The 24,327-nt window shown below is 43.1% G+C and carries 19 protein-coding genes; 13 read left to right on the top strand and 6 right to left on the bottom strand.

The genetic code is table 11. From position 1 onward, the window contains the following. Window positions 1-408 precede the first annotated feature (408 nt). The 3 genes from nhaA to OCU38_RS06805 all read left to right on the top strand — a co-directional run bounded on the left by nhaA (window position 409) and on the right by OCU38_RS06805 (window position 5,044). On the top strand, window positions 409-1,587 hold the full coding sequence (nhaA, locus tag OCU38_RS06815; protein ID WP_261822481.1) for a Na+/H+ antiporter NhaA: 1,179 nt from the start codon (window positions 409-411) through the stop codon (window positions 1,585-1,587). Between the two features lie 506 nt (window positions 1,588-2,093). Next, a complete protein-coding gene (locus OCU38_RS06810; RefSeq protein ID WP_261822480.1) occupies window positions 2,094-2,759 on the top strand; it encodes a TetR/AcrR family transcriptional regulator in 666 nt (221 codons plus the stop codon). Further along, a complete protein-coding gene (locus OCU38_RS06805) occupies window positions 2,756-5,044 on the top strand; it encodes an acyl-CoA dehydrogenase (protein WP_261822479.1) in 2,289 nt (762 codons plus the stop codon). Before OCU38_RS06810 ends, OCU38_RS06805 begins: the two co-directional genes overlap by 4 nt. 121 nt (window positions 5,045-5,165) lie before the next feature. Here OCU38_RS06805 and OCU38_RS06800 read toward each other — a convergent pair whose 3' ends face one another. Next, window positions 5,166-6,056 (bottom strand): DUF3943 domain-containing protein, encoded by an 891-nt coding sequence (locus OCU38_RS06800; RefSeq protein ID WP_261822478.1) that lies wholly within the window; start codon window positions 6,054-6,056, stop codon window positions 5,166-5,168. Window positions 6,057-6,245: 189 nt separating this feature from the next. On the opposite strand from OCU38_RS06800, the gene OCU38_RS06795 reads away from it, so the two are divergent. Both OCU38_RS06795 and OCU38_RS06790 read left to right on the top strand, forming a co-directional pair. Beyond that, window positions 6,246-7,514: a molybdopterin-binding protein gene (locus tag OCU38_RS06795; RefSeq protein WP_261822477.1), complete on the top strand. Its 1,269-nt coding sequence runs from the start codon at window positions 6,246-6,248 to the stop codon at window positions 7,512-7,514. A 217-nt stretch (window positions 7,515-7,731) separates the two neighbouring features. Continuing rightward, window positions 7,732-8,064, top strand: coding sequence for a hypothetical protein (locus tag OCU38_RS06790; RefSeq protein WP_261822476.1), 333 nt, complete (start codon window positions 7,732-7,734; stop codon window positions 8,062-8,064). Window positions 8,065-8,167: 103 nt separating this feature from the next. Here the strand turns inward: OCU38_RS06790 and yfaE are convergent, their stop codons facing one another. The 4 genes from yfaE to ubiG form a co-directional block, all read right to left on the bottom strand. Next, a complete protein-coding gene (gene yfaE / locus OCU38_RS06785; RefSeq protein WP_152819847.1) occupies window positions 8,168-8,449 on the bottom strand; it encodes a class I ribonucleotide reductase maintenance protein YfaE in 282 nt (93 codons plus the stop codon). Window positions 8,450-8,475: 26 nt separating this feature from the next. After that, a complete protein-coding gene (gene nrdB / locus OCU38_RS06780) occupies window positions 8,476-9,609 on the bottom strand; it encodes a class Ia ribonucleoside-diphosphate reductase subunit beta (protein ID WP_261822475.1) in 1,134 nt (377 codons plus the stop codon). A gap of 69 nt (window positions 9,610-9,678) precedes the next feature. Continuing rightward, entirely contained in the window at window positions 9,679-11,961 is a 2,283-nt protein-coding gene (gene nrdA, locus OCU38_RS06775; protein WP_152819849.1) for a class 1a ribonucleoside-diphosphate reductase subunit alpha, read from the bottom strand. A gap of 531 nt (window positions 11,962-12,492) precedes the next feature. Further along, entirely contained in the window at window positions 12,493-13,203 is a 711-nt protein-coding gene (gene ubiG / locus OCU38_RS06770) for a bifunctional 2-polyprenyl-6-hydroxyphenol methylase/3-demethylubiquinol 3-O-methyltransferase UbiG (protein WP_261822474.1), read from the bottom strand. A 285-nt stretch (window positions 13,204-13,488) separates the two neighbouring features. Here ubiG and gyrA point away from each other — a divergent pair, with 285 nt between their 5' ends. The 5 genes from gyrA (at window position 13,489) to OCU38_RS06745 (ending at window position 20,132) form a co-directional block, all read left to right on the top strand. Then, complete coding sequence (gene gyrA, locus OCU38_RS06765; RefSeq protein ID WP_261822473.1) at window positions 13,489-16,131, top strand: DNA topoisomerase (ATP-hydrolyzing) subunit A; 2,643 nt, start codon at window positions 13,489-13,491, stop codon at window positions 16,129-16,131. A gap of 293 nt (window positions 16,132-16,424) precedes the next feature. Next, the gene (locus tag OCU38_RS06760; protein WP_152819852.1) at window positions 16,425-17,021 is read left to right on the top strand and encodes a GTP cyclohydrolase II; all 597 of its coding nucleotides are present in this window, start codon (window positions 16,425-16,427) and stop codon (window positions 17,019-17,021) included. A gap of 244 nt (window positions 17,022-17,265) precedes the next feature. Further along, the gene (locus OCU38_RS06755; protein WP_261822472.1) at window positions 17,266-18,768 is read left to right on the top strand and encodes a L,D-transpeptidase family protein; all 1,503 of its coding nucleotides are present in this window, start codon (window positions 17,266-17,268) and stop codon (window positions 18,766-18,768) included. A gap of 164 nt (window positions 18,769-18,932) precedes the next feature. Further along, the gene (locus OCU38_RS06750) at window positions 18,933-19,415 is read left to right on the top strand and encodes a DUF882 domain-containing protein (RefSeq protein WP_152819967.1); all 483 of its coding nucleotides are present in this window, start codon (window positions 18,933-18,935) and stop codon (window positions 19,413-19,415) included. Window positions 19,416-19,481: 66 nt separating this feature from the next. Next, window positions 19,482-20,132 carry an MBL fold metallo-hydrolase gene (locus OCU38_RS06745; RefSeq protein WP_261822471.1) on the top strand — a complete coding sequence of 217 codons (651 nt, stop codon included), beginning with the start codon at window positions 19,482-19,484 and terminating at the stop codon, window positions 20,130-20,132. 177 nt (window positions 20,133-20,309) lie between these two features. On the opposite strand, the gene OCU38_RS06740 is transcribed toward OCU38_RS06745, so the two are convergent. Further along, on the bottom strand, window positions 20,310-20,981 hold the full coding sequence (locus tag OCU38_RS06740; protein ID WP_261822470.1) for a DUF2982 domain-containing protein: 672 nt from the start codon (window positions 20,979-20,981) through the stop codon (window positions 20,310-20,312). A gap of 293 nt (window positions 20,982-21,274) precedes the next feature. On the opposite strand from OCU38_RS06740, the gene OCU38_RS06735 reads away from it, so the two are divergent. The 3 genes from OCU38_RS06735 to OCU38_RS06725 all read left to right on the top strand — a co-directional run bounded on the left by OCU38_RS06735 (window position 21,275) and on the right by OCU38_RS06725 (window position 24,271). After that, window positions 21,275-22,363 carry a TRAP transporter substrate-binding protein gene (locus OCU38_RS06735; RefSeq protein WP_261822469.1) on the top strand — a complete coding sequence of 363 codons (1,089 nt, stop codon included), beginning with the start codon at window positions 21,275-21,277 and terminating at the stop codon, window positions 22,361-22,363. Between the two features lie 97 nt (window positions 22,364-22,460). Then, entirely contained in the window at window positions 22,461-22,985 is a 525-nt protein-coding gene (locus OCU38_RS06730; RefSeq protein ID WP_261822468.1) for a TRAP transporter small permease subunit, read from the top strand. Further along, window positions 22,982-24,271, top strand: a complete 1,290-nt coding sequence (locus OCU38_RS06725; RefSeq protein WP_261822467.1) for a TRAP transporter large permease — start codon at window positions 22,982-22,984, stop codon at window positions 24,269-24,271. Before OCU38_RS06730 ends, OCU38_RS06725 begins: the two co-directional genes overlap by 4 nt. The last annotated feature ends 56 nt before the right edge of the window (window positions 24,272-24,327 follow it).

Here is a 24,327-nt window from a genome sequence, read left to right as displayed (position 1 = left end):
ACACAATCCAAATGAACCAAGGCTCATAAGGGTTGCCGGTTCAGCCTAGCTTCTTTTTTCCCTCAAATTCCCTGATAAACTGTCTTTATTTTACCGTCTAAATAAGTCTAACTTGTTTAATTAATAAGCAAGGGTGTGATCTGCCTCAAGCTTTGTAACATTGTTCATGCCCATCTAGCGCTGGATAAAACTCTGCTTTTCATATGCTAAACTAGTACTAATTCACATATTGATACATCTTGAGCACACAATATGTCTATTTGGGTGTAATAATAAGCAAATTTTGATTTTACTTCGGAATTTCCGAGCTTTAAGGTCTGAACAATCGAATTTTATATAGCAGTTGTTCGCTATAGACTTTGCCGCACTTAGTTGTGTGAGTCTAATCACAAGTGTAAAGGTTATAATATGAGTCAAATGTTGAAAGATTTTTTTAAGATGGAGTCGGCCGGTGGGGTGATTCTTGTGATCGCTGCTGCATTAGCAATGGTCGTTGCGAATAGCCCTCTTAATGAAGCTTATCAAGGCGCTCTACAGTCTTATGTTTTAGGCATGTCTGTTAGCCACTGGGTTAACGATGGTCTAATGGCGTTGTTCTTCCTACTGATTGGTTTGGAAGTTAAGCGTGAGCTTTTAGAAGGTGCGCTAAAATCTCGTGAAACGGCTATCTTCCCTGCGATTGCAGCGGTGGGTGGCATGGTTGCACCTGCTCTAGTTTATGTTCTATTCAATATGGGCGACCCTGCTGCTCTTTCTGGATGGGCAATCCCTGCTGCGACAGATATCGCATTTGCTCTGGGTATCATGGCGCTATTGGGTAATCGCGTTCCTGTTAGCCTTAAAGTGTTCTTATTGGCACTGGCGATCATTGATGACCTAGGTGTGGTTGTTATTATCGCGCTATTCTACAGTAGCGATCTGTCTACTATGGCATTAGCGGTTGGCTTTGCTATGACGGGTTTGCTGTTCTACCTCAACCACAAGAAAGTGACATCACTTAAATGGTATGCGTTAGTGGGTGCTATTTTATGGTTTGCGGTACTGAAATCTGGTGTGCATGCAACGTTAGCGGGCGTGGTTATTGGCTTCGCGATTCCGTTGAAAGGTAAAAAAGGCGAGCATTCTCCTTTGAAACACCTAGAGCATGGATTACACCCTTGGTCAGCGTTCTGTATTCTGCCTATCTTTGCTTTTGCAAACGCAGGTGTTTCTTTAGAAGGTATTTCATTGTCTACGCTAGGTTCAACACTGCCTATGGGTATTGCACTGGGTCTATTGTTAGGTAAACCTCTGGGTATCTTCAGCTTCAGCTGGCTTGCGGTGAAGTCGGGCGTTGCTAAACTGCCGACAGGTATTGATTTCCGCCATATCTTCGCTGTATCTGTGCTGTGTGGTATCGGTTTCACCATGTCGATGTTTATTGCATCACTGGCGTTTACTGGCGCAAATGCTGATTTCAACACTCACGCTCGCTTGGGTATCTTGATGGGATCATCTATTGCAGCAGTTCTTGGTTACTTCTTGCTAAGTACTTCACTTCCAAAAAAAACAGTAGTGAACGCTCAGATTGAAGCAGAAGCTAAATAATCTAAACTGACAATTACACTGATACGAAGGAGAGCCTATGGCTCTCCTTTCTTTGTTTTAAGTCTTTGATTTTATTGCTTATCTATTTTTGGTGACTCAATAGTCAAAGGGGTGCTAGGAATTATAAACCCTTTTGTTTAGGCAAAAAAAAGCCCAATCAAAAGGACTGGGCATATACAAACATAGGAGTTAAAAAAGAAATAACAGTGGACGTAACCAACATGAATACTGAAATTGTTTACAAAGTAAATTCATCTCACTTGTTGCTTACATAAGTAAGACTGGAAGTTTGATAAAGAGTTCAATAAAAAACCATTTTTATTTGGTGGATATTGAAATAACTCATTAACCCTCTGATTTTTATGAATTTTATACTTAAAATTTATTTCACTTTTTCTTTCTATTATTTTCTTTAGTGATCTGGTCGTACCTGTTGGTGTTTTATTGTTGATCTTGTGTTATTTAATTGTTAAATTCAAACGAGTGTTTAATACAGGTGATTAGATATGGGCGCAGGACTGGCGACAAAACAGAAGATTATTGAAGTTGCAGAGTCTTTGTTTGCACAGAAAGGCTTTAAAGATACCTCTCTGCGTGCGATCACCAGCCAAGCCAATGTCAACCTTGCTTCAGTGAATTATCATTTCGGTGATAAGAAAAGCCTGATTCGAGCAGTATTAAACCGATATCTTGAAGAGTTTATGCCGCAGTTAGAGCATGAGTTGTTGAGCATAGAGGGGCGTGATGATCTGTCTATGTACGATGTTTTTTACACGCTTAAATCTCCACTAATTAAGCTCGATAAAGAGTTTGATAAAGGTGCTAGCCGCTTTTTGTTGTTAGTAGGGCGCGGTTATAGCGATGTGCAAGGGCATCTTCGATGGTTTATTACCACACGTTATGGGCATGTACTGGATAAGTTCAGTGATGCGGTATGTAAGGCAAATCCAAATTTAGATCAGCAAACGTTATTTTGGCGGTTGCATTTCACGTTAGGTGCTTGCGTATTTACCATGGCTTCCAGTGAAGCCTTGTTAGACATTGCCAATAGTGAGTTTGATGTTGAAACCGATATTGAAGCCATGTTTGAACAGATAGTGCCGTTTTTGGCCGCTGGGATGAGCGCAAGTTATCCCACGCATAGTCTTATTAAGAGAAGGGAAAGGATATGACTTCTTACAGAAGAAAATGGGTAAGTGATCCAGCATTTAAAATGTTTAAAAAGGTGTTACCGCCTCTGTCTGATACCGAACGCGAAGCCATGGAAGCGGGCAGTGTTTGGTGGGAAGGGGATCTGTTTTCAGGTGCACCTGATTGGGAAAAGTTGCACGCTTATCCAAAACCGACCCTAACTGTCGAAGAGCAAAGCTTTATTGATAATCAAGTCGAGACATTATTAGACATGATTGATGATTATCAAATAGTGCAAAAAGACCGAGACTTACCGAGTGAAGTTTGGGAATACCTTAAAAAAGAGCGTTTCTTCTCTTTAGTGATCTCGAAACAATATGGTGGTCGTGAATTTTCTTCTTTAGCTAACTCCACAGTGGTGACCAAAATTGCCTCACGCAGTATTAGCGCTGCGGTGACTGTGATGGTGCCAAACTCGTTAGGCCCTGGTGAATTATTGTCTCATTACGGCACGCAAGAGCAAAAAGAGTATTGGTTGCCTCGTCTTGCTGATGGTACTGACATTCCCTGTTTTGCTCTTACTGGACCTGAAGCAGGATCTGATGCAGGCGCTATCCCTGATACAGGCACGGTTTGTTATGGTGAGCACGAAGGGAAAAAAGTATTAGGTATCAATCTGAGTTGGAACAAACGTTATATTACTCTCGCTCCAGTGGCGACGGTGTTGGGTTTAGCATTTAAACTCAACGACCCTGAAAACCTATTAAGTAAAGGCACTGAACTGGGCATTACATGTGCCTTAATTCCAACCTCTCATCCGGGCGTTGAAAATGGTGAGCGTCACGATCCTTTAGGCTTAGCATTTATGAATGGCCCAACACGTGGCGAGAATGTGTTTATTCCTATGGATTGGCTAATTGGTGGCGCGGACTACGCGGGTAAGGGATGGCGCATGTTGGTGGAATGTCTGTCTGCTGGTCGCGGGATTTCATTGCCAGCGTTAGGCACCTCTATTGGGCACTTAACGGCAAAAACCACCGGCGCATATTCACTGGTACGTAAGCAGTTTGGTTTATCGATTGGCCGCTTTGAAGGGGTGGCAGAAAGTTTAGGTCGTATTGGCGGGCTTGCTTATCTATTAGAGGCGAGTCGCACACTGACTACTACTGCGTTAGATAGCGGTGAAAAGCCGGGCATAGTAACGGCGATTGCCAAATATCATATGACCGAAATGGGACGCACTATCTTAAATGATGCTATGGATATCCATTCTGGTCGCGCTATTCAGCAAGGCCCAATGAATTATTTATCGCATCCTTATAGTGGTATTCCGGTCGCTATCACCGTTGAGGGTGCCAATATATTGACCCGTAACTTGATGATTTTTGGTCAAGGCGCAACGCGATGCCATCCTTATGTATTAAGTGAGATGGAACTGGCGTCAGACCCTGATGTTGATAGCGCAGCAGCGAAGTTTGATACTTTATTGTTTAGACATATTGGGCATGCGACCAAAAACAGTTTCGGTGCATTTGGCGCTGCGCTGACGGCTTCGGCATTTATCTCATCACCGGTAGCAGGCAAAACTAAGTCCTATTATAAAGACATGACTCGCTTGAGCCGCGCACTCGCGGTGAGTTCAGATTTTGCCATGCTGACGTTGGGCGGAGAGCTAAAAAGAAAAGAGTTAATCTCAGCGCGTCTGGGCGATTTGCTCAGCTATTTGTATCTTGCCTCTGCGGCATTAAAGCGTTATCACGATGAGGGCGAGCAAGAGAAAGATTTGCCATTTTTGCAATATGCGGTTGAGCACTGTTTGTATCAAGGGGCAAAATCTTTGCAAGAAGCGTACGACAACTTTCCTGTGCGCTGGGCTAAATACGTGATGAAAGGATTAATTTTCCCACTAGGTAACCGATTTGCGCCGCCAAGTGATGATCTGACGTTGCAAGTGGCGCGTTTATTAATGGAGCAAGGCGAGCATCGTGAGCGTTTGACCAAACTGTGTTATGTCAGTGATAAAGAAGATGACGCGGTGGGGATTATGGAACGCGCCTTTAGCGCTATGTTATCTGTTGCGCCGATTGAGAAAAAGATCACTCAGGCGATCAAAGATAAGCGTATTGAGAAAAAGCAGCCTCTACAAGAGAAGCTCAGCACGGCTAAGATGCTAGGGATTTTATCTCAAGAGGAAGTGAATCAAGTGTTAGAAGCCGACAAGTTGCGCTATCGAGCAATACAGGTGGATCACTTTAGCCATGATTTTGATGAGGTGCGCACGCAAAAACCAGCAGGTGTTCGTTCGGTTGATGATGACGCTGCGTAATATGGGCTTGTTTTCAGCAATAGCGTAATACTACCTGCCATCATAATAGAAAAATCCCGTAAACCATAAGGTTACGGGATTTTTAATGTTTGATATAAAGCGAATAATATTTGAAGAGAGTTTAAAAGGTCAGCTTCATCTGCATTCCGATAAATTGTCGGTCGTAAGGTGCGCCCGCATCAAGAGCAAATACCGCAGCGTCTTGATAACCAAACCAAGGATTAGTGACAAACTGCGCTTGAGCGTCACCTCCCCATGCATCGGTGATCCAATAGTGTATTTTCCCCACGGGATTTAAGAAGAACAGCGAAATTCCGCCCATAGTTTCAGAGCCTAATACTTTACCGCCACTGGCAAGTATGCTCTGCTCACCTTGTAGCATCAATTCACCGACCACCGCACCAAAAACGGGAGTGACGAACAGATCCTGCCAAGAAGGCACTTCGGCAAATGCCTCAACGCCATACTCCCAAAAGAAAGTTGACATAGTGAAAGAGTAGGCGAAAGATTCAAACTCATTAAATCCGGCATGTCTTGCCGCCGTATAATAAACGCCGCCAAAATAAGGATGCATAATGTAATTTAAAAAATGTTCATCGCGATCCCAAACTGGGCCTGCCTTAACATTCTCTACCCATTTATCGCCTAACTTAGCCAGATCTCTGTCATCGTCATCCCATTTAGTAATGCTTTCAGGAAGAAAAGTCATTAGACCGACCGTCACCACGCTTAAACCTAAGATGGTATAGGTTTGCTCTGCGAGGTAATCCCAATCTCTTGTATCAGATATGGTATAGTGCATAGGGATTGAACTAGCCTGAGTATCCAGATCTAATTCATTATTATCCAATGACATAGAATGATATTTTGTATGTTCCTTCATACAATATTGGTATGCATTATTACAACTTGATTCATAAGAGAGTTCGATATGGCGACTGGTGTCATAGTCAGCAAACGCCGCACCACTCAATATGCTTAGTAATGATGTAGCAAACTTTTTAAGTTGCACCCAATGGCTCCATGCAAATAAATTCGATCTGTTTCACAATTATCTCTTATTTTTAGGTTAAATAAAACAATAACTTAACATTAAGTTTCATTTTGATTCATTGCGTCATGTATGGATACACTTGCAATTAACATGCATGTAACTTGTACAGATGTGACGTAGACATAAGCTGAGTGAAAAGAAAGTAGTATGAACACAACTAAAGACCACCAATCACAAGCAATCATTAAACCAACAACGCCACGTATCGCCATGCTAAGCACGGGAGAGGAAGTGTTGTTTGGTGATATTGTGGATACTAACGCCAGTTGGCTTTCTTCATATTTATTCGATAATGGTTTTCAAATGACCACTCGAACGACAGTGGGAGATTCGTTACAGGCGATCTCAAACGGCTTATCTCAGTTATCGACAGAGCATGACGTAGTGATTGTCAATGGGGGATTAGGACCAACCAGTGATGATATGACAGCCGAAGCGGCCGCATTGAGTGCGGGCGTGGATTTAGTCTTGTATGAAGAGTGGGTGGTCAGAATCAAACAGATGTTTGCGCAGTGGCAAAGACCCATGCCAGAGTCCAACATCAAACAAGCGATGTTACCTGCTGGCAGTGCGCTTCTAGACAACCTTAGAGGAACCGCTTGCGGATTTAGCTGTGTGATCAACGGCGCTATTTGCTACTTCACTCCCGGCGTGCCACACGAATTTAAATCTATGGTTAAGCAAGAGATTGTTACTGATATGCAGTCTCGATTTAATAGCGTTGAACAAAAACAGATCCACCGCATCCACACCTTTGGTTTATCTGAATCGGGTATTGCCAGTCAAATTGAGCCCCTTGAATGCCCACAAGGGGGGACATTAGGCTATCGTTCGGCGCTGCCTTTTATTGAAGTTAAGGTGTTTTACTCTGAGCTCAATCAACAAGTCACTCAGTTTTTAGCCAATGTAGAGCAAGAGCTACAAGCCAATACCATTTCTATCAATATGGACGTTCGCGATAGAACGATGGCACTGCTGAAAGAGCAACAGCTCAACCTCAATATTTTTGATCATTCGACGCAAGGGTATCTGCATCAATGGTTAGCGGAGCAGGCAATTTCACAACAAGTGACCGTTAATTCAATCAATGTCGCGCACAAAGCACTAAAACCTGTCGGCGAAGACGAACACTTAATGTTTGAACAAAGATACGGTCTATATTCCCTCGAAAGATCAAACAGTAACGGAATTATTATTTTGGATACGCACAGTGGTGGGGTACAGATTGCTCTTGCCGATCAGCGTAATATATCGTCTCAAATAATTGAATTTAAACGAGATTACAGTTACAAGGCTAGAAGTATAGTGATTTCTGCTATCGCTATCGATATGCTACGCCGTAACTTAGACAACCAAGAGTTATTTGCTAACTATGGCAGTGTGACCAGAGTCGCGTCCAGTATAAAAAAACTGTGATACTCGTCGCACTGCACTGATTGTTTCAAATTTGGTAACCTGAACATTCAATTGTGATATAGCGTTTTGTTCTAAGGCTTAAGTTGCTGATTTTTAATGAAATTATCGCAATTTTTAACTTTAGAATATTCCACTACTTTTTGTAGGTGCAACTAAGTTTATAATGATGGTTCGCTTTTTATAAGCACGGCCATATGCACTGTCAGGGAGGAGAGTTATGCATAATCAATCTAGAATTGAGGTTTGGTATACAGTGGGTATTGATCAGGTGTCGCTCGGAGAAGTCGAGAATATTGATCTGATTACGCTGCTGGCTATGTGGCGAGGTGTCTCTGTTCATAATCGCACTAAAGCCAATGATGAAAGGGTTGAAAATGCTAATTACCAACTCAAGTTGTTTGATGATGATGGTCACCTAATTGGACTTAAAAACGTATGTGAATCGGATGCCGAGCACATCTTAGGTCATCATCACTGGATGATGCGTCAAAGTCGCAATCAGTTTGAGAGCCGCGATTCTTTGTATACTTGGGTACCAGTTTCGGGCTAATCCAATCTTTTAGAAACAAATACGGTTTTCTTAGAACAAAAACAAAAAAACGCCCTTAATCGTGATTAAGGGCGTTTTTTAATGCTGGTAATTTAGCGTAGTGCTATGAGGCTGACAGTATCTCATTATGGATATTGACGTCCTCTAGCTGCACGTCAGACTTTGCTCTGCATATACAAGGTAGTATTTCATCACTTTTTAAATACGCCATAGCAAAGCCGATATATTCGACCTCGCCGGAACTCAACTTACAGCGACAAGCGCCGCAGTGCCCATCTCGGCAGTTGAACTCTGGCTTTAAGCCCGATGTTTCCATCGCTTCTAGAAGGGTAGTGTTTCTAGAGTTAACTAATTTAGTGACTTTATTAATCGTAACCTTATGCATTACTTAGCCTGTCGTATCCTTAATTACTAAAGCTCAAAATTCTCAAAGTCGTCTGCTGACACTTCGTTATCAATTTGTCCCACAAGGTAAGAGCTGATTTCAGCTTCTTGCGGTGCAACTTGCACGTTGTCTGATGATAACCATGCGTTGATCCATGGAATAGGGTTGTTGGTTGCGTCAGGGTAAGCAATGTCTAGGCCAACCGCTTGCATGCGGATATTGGTAATGTACTCAACGTATTGGCAAAGGATGTCTTTGTTAAGACCAATCATAGAGCCATCTTTGAATAGGTATTCAGCCCATTCTTTTTCTTGCTCTGCAGCGTCTTTAAACAGATCAAAACACTCTTGTCTGCACTCTTCTGCAATTTGCATGAAGCTAAAGTCGTCTTGACCGTTGCGCAGTAAATTCACCATGTGCTGGGTACCTGATAAATGCAGCGCTTCATCACGAGCAATCAGCTTGATGATTTTTGCGTTACCTTCCATCAGTTCACGCTCAGCAAAGGCAAATGAACAGGCAAAGCTCACATAGAAACGAATCGCTTCTAGGGCGTTCACTGACATTAGGCAAAGGTATAATTTCTTTTTCAGCGTGTGCAGATCGACAACTACGGTTTCACCATTGATTTGGTGTGAACCTTCGCCGTAACGATGGTAATCGTTGGTCGCTTCAATCAGGTCATCGTAGTAATGCGCAATGTCTTTAGCACGTTTTAAAATATGTTCGTTTTCAACGATATCATCAAAAACCGTTGATGGGTCGTTTACGATATTACGGATAATATGCGTATAAGAGCGCGAGTGAATTGTCTCAGAGAATGACCAAGTTTCAATCCAAGTTTCAACTTCTGGTAGTGAAACCAGCGGTAGCAATGCCACGTTCGGGCTACGACCTTGGATAGAATCGAGTAGGGTTTGGTATTTTAAGTTACTGATGAAAATGTGTTTTTCATGGTCGGGTAACTTGTTGTAGTCGATACGGTCACTAGAAACGTCCACTTCTTCAGGACGCCAGAAAAAGCTCAGTTGTTTTTCAATCAGCTTTTCAAAAATCTCAAATTTTTGTTGGTCGTAACGCGCTACGTTGACAGGTTGGCCCAAAAACATAGGTTCTTTAAGCTGATCATTTTTGTTTTGAGTAAAGGTACTATAGGACATACTAGCCTCGATTATTCCATAAGTTAAACAGCAAAATAGGGGCGAATGTTCGCCCCTTCAGCTTAAAAATTAAATCTTACAACCGCCGCCTGCGCAGTCATCATCTTGCTCAACAACCACATCTTTCTGGTCGTCTTTCGCACCATCACGCGTGTTGTGATAGTAGAGTGTTTTTACGCCCATTTTGTAGGCATTTAACAGATCACGAAGTAGCAACTTCATTGGTACTTTACCACTGTCGTAATTGTTTGGATCGTAGTTGGTATTAGCTGAAATCGATTGGTCGACAAATTTTTGCATGATGCCAACGAGATTTAGATAACCGTCGTTGCTTGGAATATCCCATAGCAATTCGTAGTTGTCTTTGTACTTGGTAAATTCAGGTACAACTTGCTTCAAGATGCCGTCTTTTGACGCTTTTACCGATACATAACCGCGTGGTGGTTCAATACCGTTGGTTGCGTTCGAGATTTGCGAAGAGGTCTCTGACGGCATTAGTGCCGTCAAGGTTGAGTTACGTAGACCGTGTTGTTTGATCTCTTGACGTAAGGTTTCCCAATCGTAGTGCAGTGGTTCATCACACACTTGATCCAGTGAGCTCTTGTAAGTATCAATCGGTAAAATACCTTTTGAGTACGTAGTCTCATGGAACGATGGGCAAGCGCCTTGCTCTTTAGCCAAATCAACCGAGGCTTTTAGCAAGTGGTACTGAATTGCTTCAAAGGTTCTGTGGGTTAAGGCATTACCTGAACCATCAGAATACTTAGCGCCATTTTTGGCTAAGTAGTAGGCGTAGTTAATTACGCCAACACCTAAGGTGCGTCGGTTCATGGTAGAAATGCGCGCCGCAGGAAGTGGGTAGTCTTGATAATCCAGCAGAGCATCCAGTGCGCGAATCACCAGATCAGAAAGCTCAGCAAGATCGTCAAGGCTATCAATTGCGCCTAAGTTAAACGCTGATAGCGTACAAAGGGCAATTTCACCATTTTCATCTTCAACGTTAGTTAAAGGTTTAGTTGGCAGAGCAATCTCTAGACATAAGTTAGATTGACGAACAGGCGCAACCTTAGAATCAAACGGACTGTGCGTATTACAGTGGTCGACGTTTTGAATATAGATACGGCCTGTTGAAGCGCGCTCTTGCATCAAGATGCTAAATAGCTCAACCGCTTTAACTTGTTCTTGCTTAATGCTTGGATCGTTTTCGTATTGGGTATATAGACGCTCAAACTCATCTTGATCTTCAAAGAAGGCATCGTATAGCCCAGGAACATCAGAAGGCGAGAATAGAGTGATATTGCCGCCGCTAATAAGGCGAGAATACATCAGTTTGTTTAGTTGTACGCCGTAGTCCATATGACGAACACGGTTTTCTTCAACGCCACGGTTATTTTTTAATACCAGCAGGTTTTGTACTTCACCGTGCCATAGTGGGTAGAAGACTGTCGCTGCGCCGCCACGTACGCCACCTTGTGAACAACATTTTACTGCGGTTTGGAAATACTTATAAAACGGGATACAACCCGTATGGAAGGCTTCACCATTACGGATTTCTGAGCCTAGAGCGCGGATGCGTCCAGCATTGATACCAATACCAGCACGTTGTGATACGTAGCGAACAATCGAGCTTGCTGTCGCGTTAATTGAATCTAAGCTGTCGCCACATTCAATTAGTACACAAGAGCTAAATTGACGAGTAGGGGTACGCACGCCAGCCATAATTGGCGTTGGTAGTGATATTTTAAATAGAGATACCGCATCATAAAAACGACGAATGTAGTCTAAACGGGTCTCTCTTGGGTATTTGGAGAATAGGCATGCGGAGACCAAAATGTATAAAAACTGCGCACTTTCATAAATTTCTTTAGAAACGCGGTTTTGTACAAAGTATTTGCCTTCTAACTGCTTAACAGCAGCGTAAGAAAAGTTAAGGTCACGTCTGTGGTCGATGAACGAGTCCATCACCTCTAACTCTTCACGAGTGTAATCTTCTAATAAATGCTTGTCGTATTTACCCGCATCAACCATTTTAGTGACATGGTCAAACAGCGTTGGTGGCTCATATTGGCCGTAGGCTTTTTTACGTAGGTGGAATACCGATAAACGAGCCGCTAGATATTGATAATCAGGCGTTTCTTCAGAGATAAGGTCAGCGGCCGCTTTGATCATGGTTTCATGGATATCTGAAGTCGTTATCCCGTCATAGAACTGAATTTGAGATTTAAGTTCTACTTGAGATACAGAGACATTATCTAAGCCTTCTGCTGCCCAAGTGATCACTCGATGGATCTTTTCTAGATCTATCGTTTCTTTGCGTCCATGACGCTTGGTGACGGTAAGTTTTTGATTCATTCGGTTTGATATCCATAACATCAATGGTGAAAGCCACACTTCTTAACATCGACTGAAATGTTTGGCGGCTTTATGATCCATACCTACCTTTGCTGTAAAGGTAGGAACACTACATATAGGGGTCTATCCCTTGGCGACTTACAAGATAGTGCGCTTATGAGAACTTTTCAAGTTTGAGTTATAAATAGCACTGTGGATAAACAGTGGATGAAAATTTATGGGTTAGCGTTTACTTACCGATGAGTTTAAAGCGAAATTGGCTTAGCGTTTTTTCGCTATCGCTAATGCGCTAAAATCGAACACACCAAAAAAAAATTCACTTGATCTTTATCAAAGAAATGGATCACTTTTGCGTAGAAAAATAACGCACAAAAGCGACAATAAAACAGCAAATTAATGCGGTAATTTGCAGTGCACTAGATTTGAATTAACGCCCAACAAAAATGCCTCGTTATTGGTAAATGTTTACCAATAACGAGGCATTATAATGAAGTGAACAGCAATGGTTACAATTGATAGCCTAATAAGCCGTTATAGAAGCTTTTGGGTGTTCACAATGTAATTAACGTCGACGTTTTTACCCAAAGAGTAGCGATCAAAGAGGGGGTTATAACTAAGCCCTGTAATGCCTTGCTCTTGCAAAGAAGTGTTATCGACCATTTTGATAAGTTCGGCGGGTTTGAGGAACTTATTATAGTCGTGTGTGCCTTGTGGTAGCAGTTTAAGTACTTTCTCTGCGCCGACAATGGCGAACAAATACGATTTTAAATTGCGGTTTAGGGTAGAGAACAACACATAACCGCCGGGCTTGACCAATGTAGCGCACGATGAGATCACTGATTGTGGATCAGGTACGTGCTCAATCATTTCCATGCAAGTGACTACGTCATATTGCTCAGCGCAGTTTGCGGCATGCTCTTCTACGGTTGTGCGAATGTAGTCTAGCTTAGCGCCCGTCTCTAATGCATGCAGGCGTGCCACCTCTAAAGGTTCACGTCCCATATCCAGACCCGTCACCTTAGCGCCTTCCAGTGCCATGCTCTCGGCTAAGATGCCGCCGCCGCAGCCAACGTCTAACACTTTTTTACCAAACAGTCCGCCAACGCAGTCTTGCACATAGCGCAAACGCAGTGGATTGATTTGATGAAGTGGCTTAAATTCACCTTCCTTGTCCCACCATCGACTTGCCATATCGGCAAATTTTTTGATTTCAGCAGGATCGACGTTTTTTCCTTGTTCCATATTCATTACGCTTTTTAAAATTTTGCTTATTATAACCCTATCTAAACAGGGAATGCATTTGCCTTTGTCGTGATGAGATGTCTGTAGTTGTCTTGGCGAAGAACTGACTGTTTTTTAAGCCATAATTTACGAATAGTGTAAATAATGCGCATCTAGTTGCTAACGTATATCACATCGGGGGTAACAGATAATGAAAGTAATGCAGAAACTGCGAAAATTGTGTTATATTTTTTGTTCTTATTAGGAATCGAAAAGACGATCTAACAATAGAGGGATAATGGCTCTATGAGCGATCTAGCGAAAGAGATCACACCGGTAAATATTGAAGACGAGCTGAGAGGCTCGTACCTTGACTATGCAATGTCCGTCATCGTAGGTCGAGCATTGCCAGATGTTCGCGATGGTTTGAAACCCGTACACCGACGCGTTTTATTTGCGATGAATGTATTGGGCAATGATTGGAACAAACCTTACAAAAAATCAGCGCGTGTCGTTGGTGATGTAATTGGTAAATATCACCCACACGGTGATAGTGCGGTATACGATACTATCGTTCGTATGGCGCAGCCGTTTGCATTGCGTTACATGTTAGCTGATGGCCAAGGCAACTTTGGTTCTATCGATGGTGACTCTGCTGCGGCAATGCGTTACACCGAAGTACGTATGTCGAAAATTGCTCATGAGTTGCTAGCCGACCTTGAGAAAGAGACCGTGGATTACGTGCCTAACTATGATGGCACTGAACAAATTCCAGCGGTATTACCGACACGTGTACCTAACTTATTAGTGAATGGTTCATCAGGTATTGCTGTAGGTATGGCAACCAATATTCCACCGCATAACCTCACTGAGGTTATCGATGGCTGTTTGGCCTTCATTAAAAATGAAGACATCACCATTGATCAGTTGATGGATTACATCCCAGGCCCTGACTTCCCAACAGCGGCAACCATCAGTGGCCGTAAAGGCATCATTGATGCGTACAACACGGGTCGTGGTAAGGTTTACATGCGTGCTAAAGCTGATATTGAAGCGGATAGCAAAGGCAAAGAAACCATCATTGTTACTGAGATCCCATATCAGGTTAACAAAGCTCGTTTGATTGAAAAAATCGCCGAGCTAGTAAAAGACAAAAAAGTAGAAGGCATCAGTGCGCTACGTGATGAGTCGGATAAAGACGGCATGCGTATCGTGATTGAATGTAAGCGTGATGCAGTGGGTGAGGTGGTACTTAATAACCTTTACGCTCATACTCAGCTGCAAACTACCTTTGGTATCAACATGGTTGCCCTTGATAAAGGCCAGCCTAAACACTTCAACCTAAAAGAAATGTTGAAAGCGTTTGTTGATCACCGCCGTGAAGTGGTTACTCGCCGTACTATTTTTGAACTGCGCAAAGCGCGTGACCGTGCTCATATCCTTGAAGGTTTGGCACTGGCACTGGCTAACATCGATGAAATCATCGAATTGATTCGCCATGCTGCAACACCGGCTGGAGCAAAAGCAGGCTTAGTGGCTCGTGGTTGGGACTTAGGTTTAGTTGCCACTATGCTTGAGCGCGCTGGTACTGACGCCGCACGTCCAGAGTGGCTAGAAGAGCAGTTTGGTATCCGTGATGGTCAATACCACCTAACTGAGCAACAAGCACAAGCGATTCTAGATCTTCGTCTACAAAAATTGACGGGTCTAGAACATGAAAAAATCCTTGATGAATACAAGGCTCTGTTAGATGAAATCGCAGAGTTGATGCACATCCTTGCAAGCACTGAGCGCTTGATGGAAGTGATCGTAGAAGAACTAGAAGCTATCCGTGAAGGCTATGGTGATGAGCGTCGCACAGAAATTACTGCGGCTATTCACGATATCGACATGGAAGAGCTGATTGCTCAAGAAGACGTAGTCGTCACGCTTTCTCACGAAGGCTATGTTAAGTACCAAATCCTAAGCGACTATGAAGCACAACGTCGTGGTGGCCGTGGTAAGAGTGCGACTAAGATGAAAGATGAAGATTACATCGATCGTCTATTGGTTGCGAACACGCATGACAACATCTTGTGTTTCTCTACTCGTGGAAAAACGTACCGCTTGAAAGTGTACCAATTGCCATTGGCGAGCCGCACCGCGCGTGGTAAACCAATTATTAATATTCTGCCTCTTGAAGATGGTGAGCGTATTACTGCAATTCTACCTGTTTCTGAGTTTAGTGAAGATAAGTTCATCTTCATGGCAACCGCAGACGGTACGGTTAAGAAAACGTCTCTAGACCAGTTCTCGAACGTGCGTAGTAATGGTTTGATTGCCGTTAACTTGCGTGATGAAGATTCACTGATTGGCGTTGATATTACTGACGGCAACAGCGACATCATGCTGTTCTCTAAAGCCGGTAAAGTGGTTCGATTCAACGAAGAGCAAGTTCGTGGTATGGGTCGTACAGCTGCGGGTGTTCGTGGTATTAAGTTACTTAACGAAGACCAAGTAGTGTCACTGATTGTTCCGCAAAATGACGGCGATATCCTAACCATTACTGAAAATGGTTACGGTAAACGTACGATTTTGTCTGAGTACCCAGCGAAGAGTCGTGCGACTCAAGGCGTTGTCTCTATTAAGGTCTCTGATCGTAATGGTAGCGTCGTCGGCGCAGTACAAACTGAAGACGGTGATGAGTTCATGGTGATCACTGATGGCGGTACGCTAGTGCGTAGTCGTGTATCAGAAGTGAGCCAAGTGGGTCGTAACACCCAAGGTGTGACTCTGATTCGTACCGTTGAAGGTGAAAACGTAGTAGCGCTACAACGCATCGATGAAATCGAAGAGAGCGAAATTGAAGAAGTGGCAGAGGGCGAAGACGCTGCAACGGATACTTCTGAAGCGCCTCAAGCACCTGAAGCTTCTACTGATGCGGATGAATCTGACGCAGAGCAAGAGTAACCATAAGCTTCTTAGAATAAGAACTTAGTACTCAGAGCTTAGAACAGGACCCAATAGTTGTTATTCAGCTATTGGGTTTTTTTATAGCCATTATCGGTTTAAAAACAAACGTTTGTGGCATAAATAATGCCAAGGTTGTTGCTATATTAAGCAAATCGTATCAATAACAAATAAAATCAAAAATTGATGTAGGTCAAAGGCTTGAAAAGGTTTCTTTTAACCCAATATTAATCCTATAGTTAAAGAGCTTGTTTAAGCGACTCAATCAATGAGTGATCAATAGAGAGAAATTTATGGCAGATGTAAGAGCCCGTGTAAACTTTAAGGTGGGAATGAAAAGCGATATTGAGGCTGAGCTTCTCTCTTTTCATGGCTTAAAAACTGACAAAGAACATGTCGCTATAATCTTTAAGTCTGCGGATAAAAATCAACAAGCTCCGATTGTTCGAATGCATTCTGAGTGTTTAACCGGTGATGTTTTCCACTCTTCACGTTGTGACTGCGGGGAACAGCTTGATGAAACGATCAATAAAATGTCTGAACAAGGCGGTATCTTGCTTTATCTTCGCCAAGAAGGGCGCGGTATCGGCCTTTACAACAAGATAGATGCTTATCAGTTGCAAAGCGAAGGTCTCAACACTTACGAAGCCAATAATAAATTGGGCTTTGCTGACGATCTGCGCAGCTTTGAAGAAGCAGCGCAAATGTTAGATGCGCTCAATGTTGAGCATATCCGTTTGGTCACAAACAACCCTAAAAAAATCCGCGAACTTAAGCAGTATGGCATTGTGATTGATGAAGTGATTAACACTATGGCGCACGTAAAACACGGTAATGAAGGCTATTTAAAAGCCAAAGCGTCTCACGGAAAACATAATTTAGACGTATAAAATAGCGTTGTAAACCTAAAGTAATTTCAACTATTTAAGCATGCTATTTGCTTACTTTTAGCCCTAAAGTTGGCGGTGAAGCGAATAGCTATTTAGCTTATTTGTTCGAGAAAACAGAGGTTGTTTGCCATACTTAATAGATCAAGTCTATTGAGTGGCGACGATCATGTTGAAAAGCAAAAGGGTGTCGTGGTCAATTTTAGTTGTTTGCATCACCCTTGCAATTCCTACATATGCACAGAGTATGTTCCATACCCTCGGCTGGGTAAGCTCTGCTGTGCCAATAGAGCAAGCCTTTCGTTACCCTCACCTGACTGAATCCCTCTACAGCTCCAATCGTCACCAATTGGTATGGCTACAATCTGAAGACAGGCAACTGTTTGAAGATTTAATTGAAATGACCGTACTCGCCGAATTAAGCCCGTTTTTTGAGCAGCGTTTGCAACACTTACAGCATTTGCGCACCACCGAACAACATTATCAATACGATTTAGTTGCCAGCGATCTGTTATTGTCCTTTATCAGCTATCGAAGTTTACTTAAAGAGAACAAAACCACTTGGTTATATGGGCAAGGGCTTCCCAATGATTGGGCCGCTCCTTCGCCAGAGCTTGTTACTGAGCTAGAGCAGTCTATTACCGATGGCAAACTGACAGACTATTTAAAACAGCTAGGTATAGATTCTAGGGCATATCGAGATTATCTGGGTTCTATAGAGCATCTTAAACAGAGTTTGAACGCCAATATTGCGCCATACCCGCCGCAAGTTGTGCGAGTAGGGGAAACCATACCGGAAAAAGAGGTGCTATTTACTCGTTTGGCGCTGGCTGGATTGGCGGTACCGCCATCTATTCAACAACAGCAATGGTACGGCAAAGAGTTACGTGCAGTGATTAAACGCTTTCAACGGCAGCATGGCTTAAAAATCGATGGTGTTATTGGCCCTGATACGGCGCACTGGCTTAATTACCCTATAGAGGAGCGCATACGCCGTTTAGCCTTAAATGCGGAGCGTAGCCGTTTATGGCCAGAACAACGCAAAGCGTTAGTGTTAGTGAATCTACCCAGTTTTGATCTTAATTATTATTTCAAAGGCGAGGTGGTGTTTTCATCTAAAGTCATTGTTGGCAAGCAAAAACGCAAAACGCCTTTGCTAGAAATTAAAATGGATTCGTTGGTGCTTAATCCCACTTGGAATGTGCCGCCTAAGATCATGCGTGAAGACATTATTCCTATTTTGCGCTACAACCCTGATTACCTAAATAACAAAGGAATTCAAGTAATTAAGGGGTGGGGCAATCCGGTGATCATCGATCACGGCGCAATCCAATGGCGCAAAGTCAATCCTAAAAAGTTTCCGTTTCGTATGCGCCAGTTAGCGGGTAATAGCAATGCATTAGGTGTGTATAAATTTAATACGCCAAATCGCAGAGCAATTTACTTACATGACACGCCAGCCAAATATTTATTTGATAAACCCTCACGCGCCTTTAGCTCTGGCTGTATTCGAGTGCAACATGCAGATAGGTTTGCTCACTCTATTTCCAAAACTCAAGGTTTTAGGAAAAGTAACATATCCCCACAAGGGCAACAGTCTAATGCTCGAATTCCTCTAAAGCGCCGATTACCCGTGCATCTTATTTATAAAACCTCATGGGTTGAGTCTGGCCGAGTGTTTTTTAGAGAAGACGTGTACGGCTACGACGTGAAGACAAACCAAGCAGATTTAGCATTAAAACAGCACTGAAATCTTATTCCTTACAATAAAATGACGCACAAAGTTGATTAAATTTTGATCAATCTGTACAGTGTGCGACTGTTTTTATTTGTATGGGATGAGTAGTGGTAGAGTTAAATTTGAACCGTCGTCGCTTTTTGCAGTATTCGGCGGGGGCAGCAGCATTATTAAGCATGCCCAAGTTTGCATTGGCTGCAACGCAGTCACCAAAAGTAATTAACTTCAATAATCTGCACACCGGAGAACACCTGCAAACTTGTTATTTTGACGGTAAAAACTTCGTCGATAACGAGTTAGATAAGATTAATCACATCTGCCGTGACTTCCGTCGTAACGAAGTCCATCCAATGGATCGTCGATTATTAGTACAAATCAGTGAAATACAGCGCATTTTAGCCACTGACAACGAAGTTCAAATCATTTCAGGGTATCGTTCTCCTGCAACGAATGAATCGTTGCGAGCTCATGGTCATAAAGGCGTGGCGCGTAAAAGTTTGCATATGCAAGGGCGTGCCATTGATATCCGAATCTCAGGAATTGACATAGCGGACGTGCACAAAGCAGCATTACAAATGAAAGCGGGTGGTGTTGGGTATTACCCAGGAAGCCGATTTGTACATATTGACACCGGAGCGGTGCGCTCTTGGCATGGCTAGGCTTGAGTTTGCAAGCATAAGCTGTCATATTCTTGATAGGCTTATCTGATAAATAAAAGGTTTTTCATGGCGTTGCAGTATCAAGTTGTTCCAGTAACCCCTTTTCAACAAAATTGTTCAATCGTATGGTGTGATGAGACCCAAAAGGGCATCGTCATCGATCCGGGCGGTGATGTAAAACAGCTTCTTATGATGATTAAAGAGCTGAATGTAGAAGTGGAAAAACTGGTGTTGACTCACGGACATTTAGATCACGTTGGTGGCAGTGAAGATCTTGCCAGAGAGCTGAATCAGCCTATCTGGGGACCACATAAGGACGACAACTTCTGGTTGCAAGGTCTTGAAGGGCAAAGCCAAATGTTTGGTTTTCCTTTAACTGAGGCATTTGAGCCAAGTCAGTGGTTAAATGATCGTGACATTGTCACTTTTGGTAATCAATCACTGTCTGTTTTACACACTCCAGGACATACTCCGGGGCATGTAGTGCTACACAGTGAATCGGCAAAAGTTGCCTTCGTGGGTGATGTACTGTTTAAAGGTGGAATTGGTCGTACGGATTTCCCGAAAGGCGATTATGCGACCTTGATTAACTCAATCAAAACCAAACTGTGGCCATTGGGTAACGAAACCCGATTTGTTCCAGGCCACGGCCCAGAGTCTACTTTTGGCTCAGAGCGAGTAAGCAATCCATTCGTCGCGGATGAAATGCCAATCTAAATAATGTAGGGGGTAGCTATACCGATACCCCCGATTTCTTTTACTGTTTTTCTTTAGCCGTGTTTATTTTACCGTGTTTCTTTTGCTACGCCTCTTTAAATCTTAATGGGCGTGTATTCAGTTGCCATTGTTCGACAGATACTATTCAACAGCTATTATTCCGCAGGTATGGCTTAGCTAATCACTATCGCGACAAGATCCTGCCCAATAACGCCTCAATAATCCCACAAACTCTTCCGCATCACGGTCTAAATCGGCGGTAGCAATAAAAATATCGTATCCCCAATACTCCCTTTGATACTGCATTCGGCGCAACATACTGGCTTGAAGACCGCTAAATACCTGCTTGTCTTTGACGGTAACAGAGCGGGAATCTAATACCTGATCTTGAAAGAAAGTTTCTTGCTTGGTTTCCATCGCGCCTAAATACAACAAACTTCTTTGCTCTAATAGCAGATGTGAAATAAGCCTAGGGCAGGTACTTTCTACAAAAGGTACAGGATCATTTAGGCGAATGCCTATCCATGGCAGATTGGCGGGCGCAGCAGGGTTATGGCTTTGACAGAGCCCAAGGGCGGTAACATTGTGCCATTGCACCACCCAACCGCCTTTATAAGTGTGCTGCTGAAAATGACTGTCGGTTAGGGTGTAACGAATGATCCCGCGTAAGTAGATTTGAAAAATACTCACATAGAGCACTAACCCTATGAACATAATGCCGAGTTTACCTTGCACGCTATGCGCGTAGTAACTGATGCTGACCGTCACGCCTATGGCGCACAGCGCAAGTAAACGCTGTCCTGTTTTACCAAGAATGAGTTTTTGGTTTGTCAGTTGTAATGAGGACATGCGTACCTGCTTAAATAATGATGTTAGGTCGCGCAAGCAAAGGCGCTGTAAAGCATAAGATCGTTAAAGTAATTAAAACAATGACTTATAAGGAAGATAGTAACGAAAGTCGGTGTCTATGCTGTACTTATCGATATCTGTACCTTATATAACATCGTATGAAACCTCTGTAATTGTTAAATAAATAAGATCGAATAGCACACAGATTTAACAAATATTTAGCAATTATATTGTGTTTGTTCCATATTTAATTGATTTTATAGTCAATTATGACCACGCAAGGAGCAAATAAGATGGTAATTAAGTCAACATGGGGAAAGGCGTGCGTACGCAGTTTAGCGGTACTAATTGGGGTGGCAAGTATTGCTACCGCTTCAGCCGCTGATAAAGTCTATCGATTGAAACTTGCTGAAACTTGGGGTCCAAACTTCCCAATTTTTGGTGATGCTACAAAAAATATGGCGGCAATGGCAGAAAAAATGTCGAACGGACGTTTAGTGATTCGCGTTGATTCGTCAAACAAGCACAAAGCACCGTTTGGTGTGTTCGATATGGTTAAGTCTGGTCAGTATGATATGGGGCATTCTGCGTCTTATTACTGGAAAGGCAAAGTGCCAAACACCTTGTATTTCACCACTATGCCGTTTGGCATGACGGCGGAAGAGCAATACGCTTGGTTCTATCACGGCGGTGGCATGGAGTTGATGGAACAAGTTTACGCGCCGCACAATATGTTGTCCTTCCCAGGTGGTAACACTGATGTACAAATGGGTGGTTGGTTCCAAAAAGAAATCAATAGCGTTGATGATCTTAAAGGTCTGAAAATGCGTATCCCAGGTTTTGCTGGGGAAGTGCTTGCTGAGTTAGGTGCAAAACCGACCAATATTGCACCGGGTGAGCTTTATACCGCATTGGAAAGAAAAACCATTGATGCATTGGAGTGGGTAGGGCCATCGTTAGATCTGCGTATGGGCTTTCACAAAATTGCCCCTTACTACTATACCGGTTGGCATGAGCCAGCAACCGAGCTTCAGTTTATGGTCAATAAACGCGTTTGGGACAAACTGCCGGCAGATCTTCAAGAAATCCTGCGCGTAGCGATGCGAACGGCCGCTTACGATATGTACATCCAATCAACTCATGAAAGTGGTAAAAACTGGGCAAGTATTCGAACTGAGTACCCAGATGTTCAAGTTAAAAACTTCCCACCAGAAGTCATGACAGAGCTTCGCAAAGTGAATGACCGCTTGCTTGCAGAACATGCCGCTGAAAACGAAATGGCGAAGAAAATCCAAATGTCACAGGCGCAATACTTAGAGCGAACTCGCTCTTGGACAGACATTTCTAAACGTGCGTACCTAAATAGCGCAACCGCACAATAAAGTGAGTAAATTGTTCGCGCTATAGCACCCATGGCTTTAGTCATGTGTGCTATAGCGCGACATTTAATGTGAAAGTTTCAGCTGACAGGGAGGTCAATTGCTGACTGTAATAGAAGGGATTTGTAACAGAATAAGCAACGCACTAGGGCATATCACTAGTGTGTTGTTTCTGCTTTTGGTGGCAAACGTCGTTTATGATGTGGTGATGCGTTACGTGTTTAATGACGTTTCGATTGCCTTTCAAGAACTGGAATGGCACCTGTTCTCAGCAGTATTCTTACTTGGCGTACCCTACGCAATTAAAACGGGTGGACACGTTCGTGTCGACATTTTCTACGAGCGTTTTTCACTGAAAACGCAAGCCATCATAGATATCTTTGGCATCTTAGTCTGGTTGTTTCCATTTAGCCTGTTAGTGGCATGGTATGGCATCGACTTTGCCTACCAAGCTTACGATATTGGAGAAACCTCGGGCGATCCCGGCGGTCTGCCGTATCGTTGGGTGATCAAAGCCGTGATACCCATTTCATTCTCATTTATCGCCATTAGTGGCTTAGGTTTGCTGTGCAAATCACTCAATCAATTTTTCAATTCAGATTCAATCAGTAAGGAAGAAGCATGATAGGGATTATTATGTTTGCGGTCGCTTTATTTGCGCTGTTGCTCGGCTTTCCGGTGGCCTTTACCTTTGGCGGTATCGCGCTGATATTTGGCGTGTGGTCCGAAGGTTGGGATATGTTTGCCTTTATGCCGTATCGCATTGAATCTATTATGCAAAACACCGTATTAATGGCAGTGCCACTGTTTATATTCATGGGGCTGGTTTTACAAAAAACGCGTTTGGCTGAGCAGTTATTAGAAGCTATGGGGCGTTTATTTGGCAGTATGCGTGGCGGCATTGCCATATCCACGGTACTGGTGGGAGCGCTACTTGCGGCATCGACCGGAGTTGTGGGGGCATCGGTGGTGGCAATGGGGCTTATCTCATTACCCGTAATGCTAAAGTATAACTACGACAAAAAATTAGCCTGTGGCACCATTTGTGCATCAGGCACCTTGGGGCAAATTATCCCGCCTTCTATTGTATTGATCTTATTAGGTGACGTACTCGGTGTACCGGTTGGCGATCTTTTTCAGGCCGCTGTTTGGCCGGGTTTAGTGTTGGTTATTGCCTATGTTTTGTATATCGCTATCTATGCGCACTTAAAGCCTGAAGCGGCGCAGCCTATCCCTAAACTTGATGATCAAAGCCGTAAACAAGAAATTATCACCGCGCTCAAGGCTATTCTTCCGCCACTGGCGTTAATTATTGTGGTGTTAGGTTCTATTTTTGCAGGCATTGCTACGCCAACCGAGTCGGCGGCATTAGGTGGTGCTGGCGCAATTATATTGGCGATGTTGTATCGTCAATTTAGCTGGAAGCTTTTGTACGAGTCATCCAAAGAGACCATCAAAGTTACGGCGATGGTGTTTGCTATTTTACTGGGCGCAACTGCCTTTTCGATGGCATTTACCTATACAGGTGGCGACTATCTAGTGGAAGAGTGGCTGTTGGCACTTCCGGGTGAAAAGTGGGGTTTCTTGTTCCTAGTGATGTTGGTGATTTTGATTCTTGGCTTCTTTATCGACTTTGTTGAGATCTGTTTTATCATCGTGCCTATGATTGCACCGGTGGCCGAACTACTCGGCATCAACATGGTGTGGTTTGCCATTTTGGTGGCGATGAACCTGCAAACCTCCTTTTTGACCCCGCCTTTTGGTTTCAGTTTGTTTTATCTCAAAGGGGTAGCACCAAAAGAGGTGACGACTAGGGATATTTATTCAGGTGTGATGCCCTTTATTGGCATACAAATAGTGGTGCTTGCCACGCTATTACTATTCCCAGGATTGTACGGATTATCCATGTAACTTAATTTATTGATAAGCCTGAATTAATTATTTAGATACGTTATAATTGCAAGTTA

The sequence above is a fragment of the Vibrio neonatus genome (assembly GCF_024346975.1).
In the GTDB taxonomy this organism is placed as follows: domain Bacteria; phylum Pseudomonadota; class Gammaproteobacteria; order Enterobacterales; family Vibrionaceae; genus Vibrio; species Vibrio neonatus.
The sequence above is the reverse complement of the archived record's forward strand: the minus strand, read 5'-3'. Positions and strand labels throughout refer to the sequence as shown.

Coding starts and splice junctions, on each gene's coding strand:
- OCU38_RS06745 (WP_261822471.1), top strand. CDS start 19,482: ATGGCGTTGCAGTATCAAGTTGTTCCAGTAACCCCTTTTCAACAAAAT.
- nhaA (WP_261822481.1), top strand. CDS start 409: ATGAGTCAAATGTTGAAAGATTTTTTTAAGATGGAGTCGGCCGGTGGG.
- OCU38_RS06740 (WP_261822470.1), bottom strand. CDS start 20,981: ATGTCCTCATTACAACTGACAAACCAAAAACTCATTCTTGGTAAAACA.
- yfaE (WP_152819847.1), bottom strand. CDS start 8,449: ATGCATAAGGTTACGATTAATAAAGTCACTAAATTAGTTAACTCTAGA.
- OCU38_RS06750 (WP_152819967.1), top strand. CDS start 18,933: ATGCCCAAGTTTGCATTGGCTGCAACGCAGTCACCAAAAGTAATTAAC.
- OCU38_RS06735 (WP_261822469.1), top strand. CDS start 21,275: ATGGTAATTAAGTCAACATGGGGAAAGGCGTGCGTACGCAGTTTAGCG.
- nrdA (WP_152819849.1), bottom strand. CDS start 11,961: ATGAATCAAAAACTTACCGTCACCAAGCGTCATGGACGCAAAGAAACG.
- OCU38_RS06755 (WP_261822472.1), top strand. CDS start 17,266: ATGTTCCATACCCTCGGCTGGGTAAGCTCTGCTGTGCCAATAGAGCAA.
- OCU38_RS06760 (WP_152819852.1), top strand. CDS start 16,425: ATGGCAGATGTAAGAGCCCGTGTAAACTTTAAGGTGGGAATGAAAAGC.
- ubiG (WP_261822474.1), bottom strand. CDS start 13,203: ATGGAACAAGGAAAAAACGTCGATCCTGCTGAAATCAAAAAATTTGCC.
- OCU38_RS06725 (WP_261822467.1), top strand. CDS start 22,982: ATGATAGGGATTATTATGTTTGCGGTCGCTTTATTTGCGCTGTTGCTC.
- nrdB (WP_261822475.1), bottom strand. CDS start 9,609: ATGTCCTATAGTACCTTTACTCAAAACAAAAATGATCAGCTTAAAGAA.
- gyrA (WP_261822473.1), top strand. CDS start 13,489: ATGAGCGATCTAGCGAAAGAGATCACACCGGTAAATATTGAAGACGAG.
- OCU38_RS06795 (WP_261822477.1), top strand. CDS start 6,246: ATGAACACAACTAAAGACCACCAATCACAAGCAATCATTAAACCAACA.
- OCU38_RS06810 (WP_261822480.1), top strand. CDS start 2,094: ATGGGCGCAGGACTGGCGACAAAACAGAAGATTATTGAAGTTGCAGAG.
- OCU38_RS06790 (WP_261822476.1), top strand. CDS start 7,732: ATGCATAATCAATCTAGAATTGAGGTTTGGTATACAGTGGGTATTGAT.
- OCU38_RS06805 (WP_261822479.1), top strand. CDS start 2,756: ATGACTTCTTACAGAAGAAAATGGGTAAGTGATCCAGCATTTAAAATG.